Origin of the sequence: Pantoea sp. ICBG 1758 (genome assembly GCF_002928325.1) — a bacterium.
Classification (GTDB): domain Bacteria; phylum Pseudomonadota; class Gammaproteobacteria; order Enterobacterales; family Enterobacteriaceae; genus Pantoea; species Pantoea eucrina.
Window position 1 is genome coordinate 1 of sequence record NZ_POWL01000012.1, and the last position, 15286, is coordinate 15286.

Consider the following 15286-nt stretch of genomic DNA (forward strand, 5'->3'; position numbering starts at 1 on the left):
ATGAAGTGGTCAACTAAAACTGGCCACCGCGTTAGAGTTTTTCCAGTATCGGTTTTCCGATTCGTTTGGTGGTAACCCACAGTTATATTCATGCGGCCTGAGCGCGCTGTAATACCCAACGATATAGTCCGTTATAGCGTGAGCTGCTTCGCTGAAGCTTACGTAGCCCGTCATCGGCACCCATTCGTTCTTCAGGCTCCTGAAGAAGCGCTCCATTGGGCTATTATCCCAGCAGTTTCCGCGCCGGCTCATACTCTGCTTGATTCGGTATCGCCACAGTAACTGCCGGAACTGCCTGCTCGTATAATGACTGTCCTGATCGCTGTGGAACATTAACCCCATGGGCTTACCGCGAGTTTCCCATGCCATTTCCAGCGCTTTCATGGTGAGCCTGCTGTCCGGCGAGAACGACATTGCCCAGCCCACTGGTTTTCTTGCGAATAGGTCGAGGACAACGGCGAGGTACGCCCAGCGTTTACCTGTCCAGATATAGGTCACATCACCGCACCACACCTGGTTTGGCTCTGTTACGGCGAACTGTCGCTCAAGATGATTCGGGATAGCAACGTGCTCATGCCCCCCACGCTTATACCGGTGAGTCGGCTGCTGACAACTGACCAGCCCCAGCTCTTTCATGAGTCTGCCAGTGTCACGGGGCAGACGGAAAGCAAGATTGTTGCATGTCTATAAATAAACTCTGTTCTCAACGAGACGCCTGCACTAAGGCCATGCCGGGCTGGCACGGACACGTGCGTATCCTGAAAGAGAAACCTGCCAGCACACTGATTTCCTCACGAGCTCAGTTTCTGCGATTTCCTGGCTTTGCAGATTCAAGGTAATTGTCTGCCATGACGTTCATCGCCTGTCATGAGTGGTTATATGAGAGAACTATCACTCCTTACAGCTTATATAAGCTATAAGGAGTGGATGTTATGGCTTGATCATAAGCTGTAGTAAGTAAACATAAGCTATAGGAAGTAATGTGAGTTCTGCTATTTTATAGCTGAGAAGCCGGAAATGCATATAAACCATTAAAAATCAGCAGGATAATCTCAAGTAAGAAAGACTCTGACTTGTTAATCATAAGCTGTAGTGAGTAATCAGCTACTCGCCATCACTGCATAAGCTATAGTGAGTGGAATAAGCGGCAATTTGCGTTCTTTATAAACTGTAGTGAGTAAGAGTCTTCAGGGGGAGAGGTTATATAAACTATAGTGAGTGACCTCGACTCCTCAGCGCATAGATATAAGCTATAAGGAGTAAAACGCGCCCTTTGTACCACAGAGCTAAGCTGTAGTGAGTAGTTTTTCTAAAATTAATAAAATTCAGAGAGTTACTATAAGACTGTACTTACAGCCTCATTAATTCTTTGCTCTCCTGATAAGAGAACCACTCATCACAGCTTATCTGTTACTGAGACTTAAAAATCTTTTCCAGATCCTGAAGTGAAATACCGAGCTTATCCAGAAGTTCAATCTTTTCCTGCAGTTGCGGATCGAGTGGCTCTTTTGTTTTCGTTGTTGCCTTCGGTACTTCCAGCTGCTCCGTCTTGGGCGCTCTGAGCTTTGGATAGCGATTATGGACCTGGAAGTAGACGCTGCGTCCCTTCTGAACTTCGCTATAGTCCAGATAACCAATCTCTTTGAGCTGCTCCATCGCACGGCGCACTGTCTGGTTCTGCGAAAACACAGGAGAGCGCAGATTCAGCCTTTCGCGAAGGCGCGCCAGTGAGATAGGGGCCGGGTTCTTGGGAAGGCTTTCAATGTAGGTATAGAGCGCCTGAGCGGACTCACGGCGTTTAAGCGCGTTGATCGCCTTGAGCTGCAGTAACACCTTGTGATCAAACTCGTAGAGCTCGAAAAGCTTCGGGTCAGCCTGCAGGATAACAATGTCCTTTTTGGTATCGTAAAAAGCAGACTGGACCAGATGCGTGATGTATTCTTTTGCGTCGTCGCCGCTTTTTGAAGAGAAAGAGATGGTAGTGCTGGCAATACGCTTCAAAGACGGGCTGATACGCTCTCTGAGCTGCTTTGAGGAGCGACTTGAGGGAATGCCGCAGAGCTTGGCAAACTCTACAAATGAGAGCTGTACCTTGTCGCCAATGACCTTGTCTTTGTGCTTTGCAAAGGAATGGATGATCCCGACCCAGGTCTTGAAATCGTTATCCATATCCAGGCGCGGGCCGACTATCTCAACCTTTTCATAACCTTCTGCTTTCGCAAGAGACAGGCGCGTCAACTCCTCGGTGGCATCGGTTGTTGAAGAGGTGTTTTTCTTGCTGTTTTTTAACGACTTAAGCGTAGGGACAAATACGCCCAGGCGCATCAGTGCCACCGGCTGCACGGTATTATTGGCATTCGGCGTCAGGGTTACGATTTCCCCGGATTTTGTGTCTTTTTCTTCAAAAAGCTTTGTTAAGTCAAGATTGTCGCTGGCCACAAGCGTTCCTGCACACGTTTCAGAGGATCGTTGAGCATGATCAACCGATCCGGATTGTGAATTGTTAGATAACAACTCGCCAATGATCGAAGTAACCCTCTGACAAGCAATCAGATTAGTTATCCACAATCAAAACGGGAAATGAGCGATAAACTCACTATAGCTTATGTCTTTTCCTAATTACAGCTTATATTTTACTTTCTATAGCTTATTGTGATCTCTGTATAGCTTATATTTTACTTGTTATAGCTTATGCGGACCCCTCTTCAGGCCAGAGCTGGTGCGGCCTGCGGCGATCGGGGATCTCTTTGGGATCTATAAAGGATCTCATTAGGATCAATTTATTGGGATCTATCGCGTGGATAAGTGGATAACTCTAAGGGCTTTCTGCTTAACAGGCATACTCGCGCCATCATCAACGGGTCATTTACAGCCGATCTCTGCTGCAGATAAACCGTCGCTGTAGCCACTCTTAGCCAGCCTGCATTTATGTGCTGGTGAAAGCCTTGAGGTGCTATGGGGTCTCACCCTCACTCTATGAAAGAAATGTGATGAGAGACCTCTCTGAAATTGTCTGAGGTGTTTTGTGCTCACTACCAGTTCGTCATACATTCCCTTTTAAGCGATTACTCAGCAATAATGTCACAGGATGAGGAGCCAACATTATGCTCGCATATAAAAACCCTGGTCGTATAGGACTGCTAAAAGGTATGCTAAAAATGCTCCCACTTATTTTTTAAGAAACTGTTATTAAATAATATTTTTATTTTATCAGGCTTGATTGTGTTTTTTTTGCACAGACCTATAAGATATTGAAAGCAACGTTATCAGCACAGCCACCACAACTATCGGACAAGTTCTTCGCATCAATTTGTACGTTGAGACGCTACAGATATACCTCCTCCTATGATTCAAGACGTGGGCAACGAACAGCGGTTCCAGTTAACAGACCATGTGGCGTCTTAAGTGGAAAGTAGTCATTATGAGTTTCCCTATCACTTCTGCATGTTTGATCGATAATTCTTATAAGCTGAACGTTAGGGATTCAGGGCCAGGCAGATTGGGCAGTTGAGTCAACTGTGAAGACTAAGCCGTGCAGAATCAGGATATTCAATGATGGGAATTTCAGGTTGAAATTTTCCCATATTGGCGAGATATAACAGTAAGTTAGAGCGGTTTTTTGGTGGGTATCCAATAAAAAGGGGAGATACTCACTGGAGTAACTCCCCTTCTTTTGCACACTGGATTGAAAATTATTTTGTGAGCATCTTTTCAATTACGGCTTTCACCGCATCATCCAGCTCTGCCTGCCAGGCCGCAGGAAGACGCGAAAACTCATACGTCACAAGACGCTTTTCGGCGTCCGTTTTTTTCCGCGCAAACTGCTTTTTATCGCTGAATTCCGCTATTTTTTCGGTCACGACTTTTTTCGCATCACGCGCTGACTTAGGTTCAGCACTGGCTGCACGAAAGTAACCAATAATCTTTGCCTTAACAGCCGGATCATCGAGCTCAGTGAGCGCATCATGCGCAATACGTTCGCGCACGCCCTCTGCCAGTTCTTGGACACTGATTTGCCTGCTCGCCGCTTTTTCTGCAATATCCAGTAAGGTCTTATAGTCGTTAATAGAGAGCTCGCCGGCGGAGGGAAAGACCGCAATCATTTCATCGGGTACCGACGCCGCCTGAAAAGCACGCGTGACTTTTGCCGGCGACAGCCCTTCCGCAGCAGCAATGTCAGACTGATTCATATGCTCCGGGTACATCAGCTTAAGGCGATTACCCAGTTCACGCAGTGTGTGCTCTTTTGCCGTCTGAATGTCGATGGCCAGCTGCCGGGCGTCTGAAAGCGACAGCTCATCTTTCGTCACTAACACTTCAAATGGCATACCGCTGTAAAGGCACGCGGCCCTGCGGCGTGAACCGTCCAGGACTTCAATACGCCCGTCTACCTCACGGCCAATAGCCGGAAAGAACTGCTGCAGTTTAATGGTGCGTGAAATATCGCTGACGGATTCTTCAGTTAAAAAGGCCTGATCGCGGCCGTTAATCGTGGCATCCACGTAAGTCTGCGTTTCGATGTCATCATGCAGAATCTTGCTAAGCGTAAACCGTGCGGTGGCACCGGATTTAAGGGTAAAAGTACGGGCACTTTCCGTTTCGCTCAGCATTTTGCTGAAGCTGGAGTTACCCAGGGTGCGTCCCATTTTCTTCAGTTCTTTCATTATTGCATCCCTCTGACGAACTCAATCCGTTTAAACACGGCCTGTGTAAAGCGTTCGGCTTCACGTTTGGCATTTTTAAGCGCTTCTGAACTGCCCGGATATGACTGTGGATCGGCACTGACGATGGTGTCGAACGTTTCCCCGCAGCGCTCAAACCCATCCAGTCGGGGCAGCGTGGCGTCCAGGATGTAAGACGTAAACACGTCCCGGGCCAGCCCGTGAGTCATCTCATGATCACGTTTGGACGTCATCTTGGACATGAAGCCGATATTTCCTTTTATACGCGGTGTAATCCCCTCCTCTTCCAGTTGCTCCAGCATATCGGGTAAGCGGGTGAGATATTTCAGGGTTGAGTGGAAGTCCACCTGCGCGGGCGGTGTTGGCGTGAGAAGCAGATCGCTTGCCGCAATGGCATTAAGCATGAATGCGTCAAGATGAGGCCCGGTGTCGACAAAGATGAAATCATAGTCGCTTCCCACCCTGTCGATAATGTTTCGGCGCAGAACTTCAGAAGGCAGTACGCCGGGCAGGTGTTCCTGAACCAGGCGATCCCACTGGCTGGCCACAAACCCATCATCAATGGAAGCCGGAATAATATCCACACCCGGAATGATGGTTGGCTTGATGATTTGTTCTCTGAGCTGTTGCGCATCAAGATCATTCAGCATGGCCTGAGCGGCGGTTTCGACAATCGACCCGATGCTGTTTGCCTGATTCAGGAACATGGTGCTGGATGCCTGCGGATCTAGGTCGATAACCAGATTGCGCAAATCATACTGCAGTAAGTCAGGGTGAACGCGTAATCCATGAGCAAGCGTCACGGTACTGACCGTTTTGGACACCCCACCCTTGAGATTGACGACGAAGATCACAAACGGGCATTCGCCCTTATGGATGTCGCGGTATTTTGGCACCTTCCGGTGAGCGTAGATATCTACAACGTCCTGAACAGTCAGCGCGTAATGTTTCGCATTACCGGCATCCTTTTTGCCAAATACATGCCCTTTGGATTCCATTTCTTCAATGGCCTGCTCAACAGCACGGCGGCTGAGCTTAGGCAGGTTGGCCACGGCATTACGTGTGAACGTCTGATAGAACTGATCGAGACCGAATTCCTGGCGCTTATCGATAATGTCATCACTCATACTGCGCAACATAGCATTCGCTCTGCGCGCAGTTTCATCCACTCCACCGTAGTTACTTTTCATCATCCGCTCCACTGACAATTAATTTCGCCAGTGTACATTTATGAATGCTTTGTGCAACATTTTTCTGTATTCAATAAAAAGTTGTACGGGGCAGGTGTATGAACTTGTCGCCTCTTGTTCTGCTTTTACGGGGGATCAGCTAAAAGGCAGCGGGTGAAATGCCGCAAGCCCCTGCCCTTTCCCTGTTTTGCATCTCACATATCTGGGTCTGAAAGCAGAATGAAATTCCCATGCGAATTTCAATTTTAACTAATTGATTTAAAATATTTTTATGGATTTATTTCAATGTGAAATTCCCAGGTGGTTTACTGCTCACTCACGGTTTGAACAGAATTTTAACCTGATTGTCAGGTGGATGGACACACGCAGTTATAAGGCCACGATGAGTAAGCATTACGGGCAGTGAAAAGTAGCCGGGCGCTGATTCACTGCCAACAGATACTGCATTCAGCCCCAGACTTGTTGAATCCATAGAAGAAGTGGAAAGCTGATCAGGTCATGGCTCAGCACGCTGGCCTGTTTAACCGCTGCGACAATAACGTGCAGGTATGTCCTACTCATGAACATAGCAACGGATACTGACCAGACACGAAGTTTCGCAAAGGCGACCGCCCCGGCATTATGGCCGCTGACTGTATTGCAACACATGTAATCGGATTGACTGTCAGCTCTTCACGCAGTCAGGGAGAGAATGCCTGCTGTCAGGCTGCAGATGAACGTATGGGCACACCACCTTTTGAATTCACCTGTTCGCTTGCCAAATTCATCGCTGAAAGCTGGGCATTGCCCTGCCCTCTTTTATACAGACTAAAGGGAAGAAATTCCGAACGTAAAATACCGACTCAGCATTCCCCACAAGGATGCTGGTCAGTGTCCTGGACGTTCAGGCACCGTGAAAGCTTTGCCGCGGAGAGTTGAAAAAAGTAGCGGGGAATGGTTTAGTAAACGTTAATAATCATTCACTATTACTGCATAAGGCCCATTATTTTGTCGCTACAGTCTGCAGAGTGGTTTAGCCGCAATGGCGTGGAATGCTCCCGCGTCAGTGCCTGTAATGCTGGCTTTCCAAAACATCTTCATGATGAGTACGTCATTAGCGCCAACCTAACAGGTGTGGAGGAAATCTGGCTGGCAGGTAAAACCACGTACGTTAAGAGTGGGCAGGTGACTTTATATAATCCGGGGACCATTCAGGCGTCGCGTTTTGACAGTCAGTCCGTTGATTTTATCAGCGTGCACATGCCCCAGAGCGTCATGAAACTGCTGGCTGATGAGGACAGTATACGCAGCGACAGCCATGCGCCCGTTCTGCGCGAAGGCATTATTGAAAACAGACGACTGTTTAATGCGCTGTACCGGTTTGCGGCTTCCGCGCGCGAAGGTGAAGGGGCAAATGAAGAGCAGGAGCTGATGTTGCTGTGCGGCGAACTGCTGGAGACCCCGGCATTTCTGCAGGGCAATGACGAACAGAGGCTCAACATTGTGATTGAATACCTGAGAGAAAATCTCAGCGTTAAACCCCAGCTGGATAGGCTTGCGCAGATGGCGGGGCTGAGTAAATATCATCTTGTGCGCTTCTTTACCCGGCATACGGGTATGCCGCCCCTGCAGTACCATATGCAGCTTCGCCTGCATCACGCTCGAGACTTACTTCGCAGAAACGTTCATCCGCTTGATGCGGCAATAATGCTGGGTTTTTACGATCAGAGTCATTTCATTAATGCCTTTCGAAAAGTGATGGGGACGACGCCCCATCATTATGCTTCGCAGGTCTGCTCAGGCCACCATAAATTCCCGGTATCCTGATACAATGACATAGAGCGCAAAATAGCTGAAGATAAGGGCCGAGGCGATGTAGGAATATTTAAGCAGCCGCTGACCCAGCATCCTGCCGCCGAAGCTCCCGACAAGGCAAAGCACGCATGTCCAGAACATACCCGCTATAAAGAACCCGCTCAGAAACCACGATGTACCAGTCAGGCTATGATGACCCATCCGCGAAATCAGCGCACCGCCCACGGTGGCAAACCACAAGATGGCTGTGGGCGAGGACATGGCTAGTACAACACCCCGTCCGAACTCCCGCAGGAGTGGGCGAGCCTGATGAGATTCGCTGACATTAAGTTCTGCTGCTTTTCGGTATGCGGCCACCAGCATTTTACCGGCAAACCATAACAGCAGGGCTCCACCGCCTATCCACAGCACCCAGCGGACCACTTCATACTGAAGCAGCACTGCCATGCCTGCCAGCGCCAGTAATGCATAGGCCAGGTCACCGACGCAGGTGCCCATACCCAGCCAGAACCCATGGAAATACCCGCGCTGCATGGCAAGGGTGATCATGGCGATATTGGCAATGCCGATATCGAGACACAGCGATAAACTCAGTAAAAAGCCGTTTGAGAATTCGATCATAATAGAAAACCTTTTATCTTCTGGTCGTATTCAATCATGTCGACCGTTTTGCCAAGCCGGTTGAGCAGCATTGCAGCTTCTTCACGCTGATGATGCGGTGAATAACGTTGCAGGAACTCCCCGGCTTTTCCGGTATCACCTTGAAGAACGGAGAATGTCATTGCACTGGCCAGCGCGGTTAAAGCCGGTTTAACCGCGGCGAGATCCACTTCATAGTGGGTTCCATTCCAGTACAGGCACTGATGTTCCGTCAGCCATTTAAGCTGAATAAACGCCGCCCCGGCATCGGGATAGTCGCAGGGACCACGACGCAGATACCGAAGCATCTCCAGAAGAAACACCCTCAGCTGATGCGTTTCATCCAGCTGCAGTGCCTGACGGGTATCCTCTGTGAGGCACATCAGCAGACCAAACACGTCAGCCAGCGCCTCCTGGATGACCATGGATCCCCATCGGTCCAGCTTGCTCAGGCTGCCGAACCTCATTTTTTCAATGACAATGGAATGGCCCAAATCGTGACCTCTGAACCACGCAATCAGGTGACGGGCACAGATGCTGCTTTCCGGAATAACGTTTTGTTGCCAGCCTAGCAGAGAGGCCTGGGTTCGGGCGAAGCGTTCGAACAGGTTAAGATACGTATTTGCAAACACGATGGTGCATTTTTGAGGCGCGTACTTGACGCCTTCGTCTTCAGGGAAGAAATAAGCAAAGTGTTTGGGATAGCTGTTGGCTTCGCCGGCAATCGCAAACAGATCAACGATTTTGTAACGGCAGCCGGGCAGGGCAATCAGCCGTGCATCAATATGGCGCTGCAGCCAGGTCAGGTTATCTGAAAAAAGGTCATCCACCACATCAGAAACTTCCTGCAGGGCGCGATTAGGTAATCCAAACCATGCGGAGTAATGCTGTGCTCTGGATTTACCCACCCATGTCGACATATAGCCAATACCCTGTACCAGTTCCTGTTCATCAAGACCGGCTATCTGCGGGAGCAGTTCGCCTGCGGTACGGGGATCTGAAAGCACATCAGCGCGCAGTTGCAATGCTTTTCGGGTGTCCGGGTCGGCAAATTCCCGGGCGAGCTTAAAACAGATAATGCTGAGCTTTTCTTCGACGGACTGAAGTAAAGTGGTACCGGTTCGCGTGGCAACCGGATGAATATGATTTGCTGCATCGGCAAGCCGGGTAGCCTGATGAATAAGGTCCAGCACAGCCGGAGAAAGTGAGTCTGGCAGCGGAATATCCATCATATGGATGTGATATGAATCAGCTGCAGGCCAGAATGGTGTCGTAAACATGAAATTCCCTTCCATAATGATTAACGAGATACTCACTTAACCAGTCCGCATGTTTTCGGTATTGGAAAGAATTGCGCTGTAGCCTCAGTTCACGTTAACGGGCAGGCATACAGCTACTGACAGCGTCTTGTTACTGTCTAAAACCGGCTTTAGCAAACCTCACAGTAAAGTCAGATATCGTTTGTCTGGCGCCGTGCGCATTGTCAGAGAGGAGAAGGGGAGAAATATGGCAGACCTGACATTACTTCAGCAGAACGGTATTTTAGTCATCACGGTTCCGGATGATGTGGCTGTCCGGGCCGGCTGGATGCCTGGCATCCGGCTTAACGTCACCGTTGAGGGTGAGACAGTGTCACTGACACCGGCTTCACGCCTGCCCCACGGCCGTAAAACGCAGGCGCATCTGCTGTCCGTTATCGATCTGAATGAGATCAGCTACCTCAACGAAGAAAGTCACGACGGACTTAATGACGCGCCGCAGGGTAAAGAATTAATCTGAGGGTCTGCGTTCATGACAGACCCGCTGTTTAGCAGGCCGGGGCCTGCCGCTTACCCTGAGCGTATTCAGTCTGGCTGATGTCGGGCATATTGCATTTATACAGCCTGCCACCTGCGCAGATATGAAAACCTGGCGATAAAGGATGTTGGTATAGCAGACAGAGCGCAGTATTGAAAAAATAGACTGTGATATATATGCTGTATAGACTGTAATATATAAAGGTGGGCGTGTGTGGATCGTTGAAACCACGGATTTATTCGCGGAATGGCTCAGAGAGCAGGACAGGGCGATGCAGCTGGATGTGCTTGCCGCACTGAACCTCCTGAAGCAGGAAGGCCCGCATCTTGGCCGGCCGCATGTGGATACGCTTTACGGCTCAAAAATCCCGAACATGAAAGAACTGAGGGTGCAGAGCAACGGGCGGCCCGTAAGAGGGTTCTTTGTGTTTGACCCCATGCGTAAAGCGATTGTCCTGTGTGCGGGTAATAAAGAAGGCGCAGATGAAAAGCGCTTCTACAAGACCATGATCAAAACAGCGGAAAATGAGTACCACCGACATCTGGACCAACTGAAACGGAGCGGGAAATGAAAACGCTTGATGACCTGATGGCTGATCTGACACCTGATGAACTCACGCAGGTTCATGAAAAAGTCGCGGCAATGCGACTTGATTCTCAGCTGTATAAACTGCGTGAGGCGCTGTCGAAAACCCAAAAGCAGCAGGCTGAAGCCATGGGTATTGCACAGCCTTCTGTTGCGGCTATTGAAGGGCGCGGTGAAGATCTGAAAATTGCCACGCTCAAACGTTATGTTGAGGCGCTTGGCGGTCAGCTGACAATTGGCGTCAATATGCCGGGCGGTGAGCACGTCGATTTTACCCTCTGAGTGATGCTGATATCCCGGTGCGTCAGCGGAATTGCGCCTGACGCATTTTTCAGCGAGTAACGGCGAGCGATGCTCCTGTGAGTCACGCAAAACAGGGACGTTATGGCTGGCTTCAGGGCCAGTTTGAGAAAGCGTTTCCGAAACAGGTTCCCTGAGAAGAAAACAGGCGAACTCCCGTTTGCCTACCCGGCTATAATACGCGTGCAACAGGAATGTCAGACCAGCGTGTGGTCCAGGCTGGGCTGAGCATCTCCCGCTTCATGTTCCATTCGGTATTCACTCCCTGTTCTGCAAACCACACGTTTCCCAGCCCGGACTGATTAATGCCGTCCAGCACTTTCATGAGCTGCGCACTGTTCTTTCGTGGCTGCCTGTCATCAAAGAGATTGAGCTGACTCACTCCGTCTGGGGTAAAGTCATCGAGCATGATGCCCGCTTTCATGTACCGGCGACCTTCGAGCCAGATGCGATCGAGCGATCGCATGGCCACGTCAATAATGTCCCGCGTATCCTGGGTAGGCAGGCTGAGCTTTTCTCCGGCGCTGTTTCCGTAAAACACCTCGTTGACCGCATGCGGCGAGGTGCGAATAAACACGCTGACACGCCGGCAGAACTGCCGCTCGCCCCGGAGCTTTTCGGCCGCTCTTGTCGCGTACAGGCACAGCGCCTGCTGCATGGCGACCTTTGAGGTGATGTGCTCACCAAAAGAGCGGGAGCAGCAAATTTGTTGCTTGGCAGGGGGCAGTTCCTCAAGCGGAATACGGGATTCGCCGTTCAGTTCGCGTACGGTTCTCTCCAGAACCACGTTAAAGTTTTTCCGGATGAGGGCAGGGTGGGCGCGTGCCAGCTGTAGCGCATTATGGATACCCATCAGATTCAGGCGTTTGCCGATGCGACGTCCCACCCCCCAGATTTCTTCCACAGGCTGATTTTCCAGAAGAGTAGCGGTGCGCTTTGGGTTGTCTGGCGTAAGCGCGAGGTCGCCCCGAAACTGTGGCCACTCCTTGCTGGCCCACTGTGCTGACTTCGCCAGCGTTTTGGTCGGCCCCATACCAACGCCAATAACCAGCCCGGTGGTATTCATCACATGTATTCTGAGGCGGCGGCCAAAATGTTCATAATCTTCGCAGCCGTTAATGCCCGTCAGGTCGAGGAACATTTCATCAATGCTGTGCTGTTCAACACGGGGGGTCAGTTCTTCCAGGGCTGTCATCACGCGCTGGCTGAGATTATGGTAAAGCCCGTAGTTCGAACTGAAGATAAATACCTTTTCGGGATAGAGCTGGTTCTTTATCTGAAACCATGGCGTGCCCATTTTTATGCCAAGTTTTTTTGCGCTGGCGCTGCGCGCAATGACGCAGCCGTCGTTGTTGCTCAGTACCACAACTGTGTATTTGCACTCACTTGACTACTCGTTTGCATTTTACTTGACCATCCGTTTGCAAATTACTTGACCATCGCCGGTAATGCTGCCAACTTACTGATTTAGTGTATGATGGTGATTTTAAGGTGCTTGCGTGGCTTCCATTTCCATCAGATGTCCTTCCTGCTCCGCTACTGAAGGCGTGGTGCGTAACGGCAAAAGCACTGCCGGACATCAGCGCTATCTCTGCTCTCATTGCCGTAAAATATGGCAACTACAGTTCACTTACACCGCCTCTCAGCCCGGTACGCACCAGACAATCATTGATATGGCCATGAATGGCGTCGGATGTCGCGCCAGTGCACGCATTATGGGCGTTGGCCTCAACACGGTTTTACGTCACTTAAAAAACTCAGGCCGCAGTCGGTAACCTCGCGCATACAACCGGGCAGTGATGTGATTGTCTGCGCTGAAATGGACGAACAGTGGGGCTACGTCGGTGCTAAGTCACGTCAGCGCTGGCTGTTTTACGCGTATGACAGGATACGGAGGACGGTTGTGGCGCACGTCTTTGGTGAACGCACTCTGGCCACACTGGAGCGTCTTCTGAGCCTGCTGTCGGCCTTTGAGGTCGTGGTATGGATGACGGATGGCTGGCCGCTGTACGAATCACGCCTGAAGGGAAAGCTGCACGTTATCAGCAGGCGTTACACTCAGCGCATTGAGCGACATAACCTGAACCTGAGACAACATCTGGCAAGGCTGGGACGGAAGTCACTGTCGTTCTCAAAATCGGTGGAGCTGCATGACAAGGTCATCGGGCATTATCTGAACATAAAACATTATCAGTAAGTTGGGAGCATTACCAGGCTGCGCTTCTAAATATTGCAGTGAGGGCAAAGACTACACTTTTAGCCGGAATACATCAGCATTTAAGCTGACGACTTTAAAAAATATTATGAAAGCAGCAACCTGCATCTGTCGCTATGAAACCAGCACTTTCACATTGAGCAGTGAAGCCTGTTAGGTTCGCAGAATATGCCGCGTAAGGGCGGACACCAGTTTTATGATTCAGCAGGTTGCTGGTTTCATGGCGTGTTGCAGTGAGCTAACAAAAAAGCCGCGTGATCCTTTACGCGGCCAATCGATATTTTCATTTTATTTTTTATTATCGGACATACACTCACATACCTGGGTCAGCACAAATACTCCTGCATCATTCAGGTATAGCTTATGTTGTATCAAACAGCCATATGCCTGACCGGGCGAACGCAGCTTTTGAATTCCACGACCGGCTTATTTTCTTTTGAAATTTTAGCTGCGATATTGACTGCACGCCTTACCTTTGTAGCAGGCTTTGCTTTAACTTCGGGCTTTGCCACGCAGTGCGGGCAGGGCTTTACCCCTTTAAAATTGGCTGCTGCCACTGTTCTGGCCTGATTCAGCGAGTAGCAGCTTCCGATAAAGACACGGGCCGCCTGATCGGGCAGGTGTGCGCAGTCAGCACGGTGAAGCAGTAGGCCTTCAGGATTGTTATCGCTTACGTAATATTTTAAAGCCGTATACATGGTAAATCCTTTGCTGTTTATCATCTGATGTTAAATGATATTGATTATTATTAATTTCACCTGATGGGATTTCATGTGTCACAAAAGTGCCGGTGACAAAAACAGTTATGGAATATTCTTATAAGCGGATTAACACAAATAACGTGATCCTTATCAACTGCTTTTTTTAGGACAAATTTAATTTTTGGCCTGCAATTAACTTATTGAAGTTAATTTTCTAGATTAAAAAAACTTCAAGTATATGATTTATATGGACTCCTCGCTTTTAATAATTTTATGGGTAGTTCAGACCATATGATCAAAAAAGTATTTCAGTACCATGGCACTCATTTAAAAATTTTGATAAATCACAGTAAGAAATTAACGTGTTCAAATAAAATGAATTAAAGTTATCTGGTACTTCAGTTTTTTGGAAAAAAATTAACAGATGTTTTAGGCCGCATACCGCACACGGTAGGAACAGAAACTCAGTCCGGACTATTGGGCAGCTTTTTCGATACATCTGCTATCAGCGTGTCAGACAGAGCCCGGGCTTTTATGCTGCCCCCAGTCAGGTTGAGCCACTTCCGGTTGGAATCACCACTTTCCTGCACCATCAGCCTGAGACCGTTTAGGCGAATATAGGACGCACGGAAGCTATTGGGATAGATATCGTCTGATCGCTCATAAATTATGTGCAGGATCGTTCGCTGGGGCACCGTCTGGCGCCGATTAAGGGAAAACTGATACAGAATGAGCAAAGTCTGTTTCTGAACAACTGACAAGCGCATACTTGCCTCAGCGCGGCGCGTGCTGCCGGTAATGCACCTGCACGGCATAAAGATGTACAAATTGCCCTCACGTGGCGGGCGTAAAGCAGACTTGTATGATTAAGCGATAAGGACAGGTATTTTCACTATGAGCGTGCCCTTCTCAATCATTTCCTGCAGCAGCGTATCGCGCCAGACTTTCCAATCCAGAGAACGGTGGCAAACGTTTAATCCTGCAGATTAAGATGAACTGTCTGGCCGGTTGCTTCAACACGGGTTTTGATAAAGTACAGGACGGCGCTCTGATCACACGTAAGATTGTCCTTATGGGCGCTGGCAGGCATATGGCCAACATAATCGGTAGTCGCCTGCTTTTATTGCACCTTTGAAGTGGTTTACTGAATTTGGCCACCTGAACAGAGGTGATATGCTCACCTCAGAACAATATAGGTGCACCAATGAAACGAAGAAATTTTAGTCCTGAATTCAAACGCGAATCCGCTCAGCTGATTGTCGATCAAAACTACACCGTCTCTGATGCCGCTAAGGCTATGGATGTCGGTCTTTCCACGATGACAAAATGGGTCAAGCAACTGCGTGAAGAGCGTCAGGGCAAAACACCAAAAGCCTCTCCGAT

The 15286-nt window shown here is 49.3% G+C and carries 12 protein-coding genes and 2 pseudogenes; 6 read left to right on the forward strand and 8 right to left on the reverse strand.

Features of this window, described 5'->3' with window-relative positions; translation table 11 throughout:
• Positions 1-9 precede the first annotated feature (9 nt).
• The 4 genes and pseudogenes from C1Y41_RS19470 to C1Y41_RS19485 all read right to left on the reverse strand — a co-directional run.
• A pseudogene (locus C1Y41_RS19470) lies at positions 10-645 on the reverse strand (IS3 family transposase); the annotation flags it as partial.
• Positions 646-1410: 765 nt separating this feature from the next.
• Positions 1411-2439: a RepB family plasmid replication initiator protein gene (locus C1Y41_RS19475; RefSeq protein ID WP_065647940.1), complete on the reverse strand. Its 1029-nt coding sequence runs from the start codon at positions 2437-2439 to the stop codon at positions 1411-1413.
• Positions 2440-3692: 1253 nt separating this feature from the next.
• Complete coding sequence (locus C1Y41_RS19480; protein ID WP_104086167.1) at positions 3693-4667, reverse strand: ParB/RepB/Spo0J family partition protein; 975 nt, start codon at positions 4665-4667, stop codon at positions 3693-3695.
• Positions 4664-5872, reverse strand: coding sequence for an AAA family ATPase (locus C1Y41_RS19485; protein ID WP_104086168.1), 1209 nt, complete (start codon positions 5870-5872; stop codon positions 4664-4666). The genes C1Y41_RS19480 and C1Y41_RS19485 overlap by 4 nt, the downstream gene beginning before the upstream one ends.
• Before the next feature lie 987 nt (positions 5873-6859).
• On the opposite strand from C1Y41_RS19485, the gene C1Y41_RS19490 reads away from it, so the two are divergent.
• Positions 6860-7678, forward strand: a complete 819-nt coding sequence (locus C1Y41_RS19490; protein ID WP_084886354.1) for an AraC family transcriptional regulator — start codon at positions 6860-6862, stop codon at positions 7676-7678.
• On the opposite strand, the gene C1Y41_RS19495 is transcribed toward C1Y41_RS19490, so the two are convergent.
• Positions 7649-8287, reverse strand: coding sequence for a LysE family translocator (locus tag C1Y41_RS19495; RefSeq protein ID WP_065647944.1), 639 nt, complete (start codon positions 8285-8287; stop codon positions 7649-7651). The genes C1Y41_RS19490 and C1Y41_RS19495 overlap by 30 nt on opposite strands.
• Complete coding sequence (locus C1Y41_RS19500) at positions 8284-9621, reverse strand: hypothetical protein (protein WP_233207468.1); 1338 nt, start codon at positions 9619-9621, stop codon at positions 8284-8286. Before C1Y41_RS19500 ends, C1Y41_RS19495 begins: the two co-directional genes overlap by 4 nt.
• Before the next feature lie 190 nt (positions 9622-9811).
• Between C1Y41_RS19500 and C1Y41_RS19505 the strand changes: the two genes are divergently transcribed.
• The 3 genes from C1Y41_RS19505 to C1Y41_RS19515 all read left to right on the forward strand — a co-directional run bounded on the left by C1Y41_RS19505 (position 9812) and on the right by C1Y41_RS19515 (position 10969).
• Positions 9812-10084, forward strand: coding sequence for an antitoxin (locus tag C1Y41_RS19505; protein WP_065647946.1), 273 nt, complete (start codon positions 9812-9814; stop codon positions 10082-10084).
• Between the two features lie 229 nt (positions 10085-10313).
• Positions 10314-10673, forward strand: a complete 360-nt coding sequence (locus C1Y41_RS19510; RefSeq protein WP_065647947.1) for a type II toxin-antitoxin system RelE/ParE family toxin — start codon at positions 10314-10316, stop codon at positions 10671-10673.
• A complete protein-coding gene (locus tag C1Y41_RS19515; RefSeq protein ID WP_065647948.1) occupies positions 10670-10969 on the forward strand; it encodes an XRE family transcriptional regulator in 300 nt (99 codons plus the stop codon). Before C1Y41_RS19510 ends, C1Y41_RS19515 begins: the two co-directional genes overlap by 4 nt.
• A 190-nt stretch (positions 10970-11159) precedes the next feature.
• Here the strand turns inward: C1Y41_RS19515 and umuC are convergent.
• Positions 11160-12356: pseudogene (umuC, locus tag C1Y41_RS19520) on the reverse strand (translesion error-prone DNA polymerase V subunit UmuC); the annotation flags it as partial.
• A 130-nt stretch (positions 12357-12486) separates the two neighbouring features.
• On the opposite strand from umuC, the gene C1Y41_RS19525 reads away from it, so the two are divergent.
• Positions 12487-13184 (forward strand): IS1 family transposase gene (locus C1Y41_RS19525; RefSeq protein WP_233207469.1). Its coding sequence is split into 2 segments (ribosomal slippage): positions 12487-12736 and positions 12736-13184, totalling 699 coding nucleotides; the frame shifts between segments, so codons are not numbered across the junction.
• Positions 13185-13573: 389 nt separating this feature from the next.
• Here the strand turns inward: C1Y41_RS19525 and C1Y41_RS20150 are convergent.
• On the reverse strand, positions 13574-13900 hold the full coding sequence (locus C1Y41_RS20150) for a hypothetical protein (RefSeq protein WP_065648040.1): 327 nt from the start codon (positions 13898-13900) through the stop codon (positions 13574-13576).
• A gap of 1207 nt (positions 13901-15107) precedes the next feature.
• Here C1Y41_RS20150 and C1Y41_RS19540 point away from each other — a divergent pair.
• A partial coding sequence (locus C1Y41_RS19540) for a transposase (protein WP_146065246.1) occupies positions 15108-15286 on the forward strand: 179 nt, incomplete at its 3' end.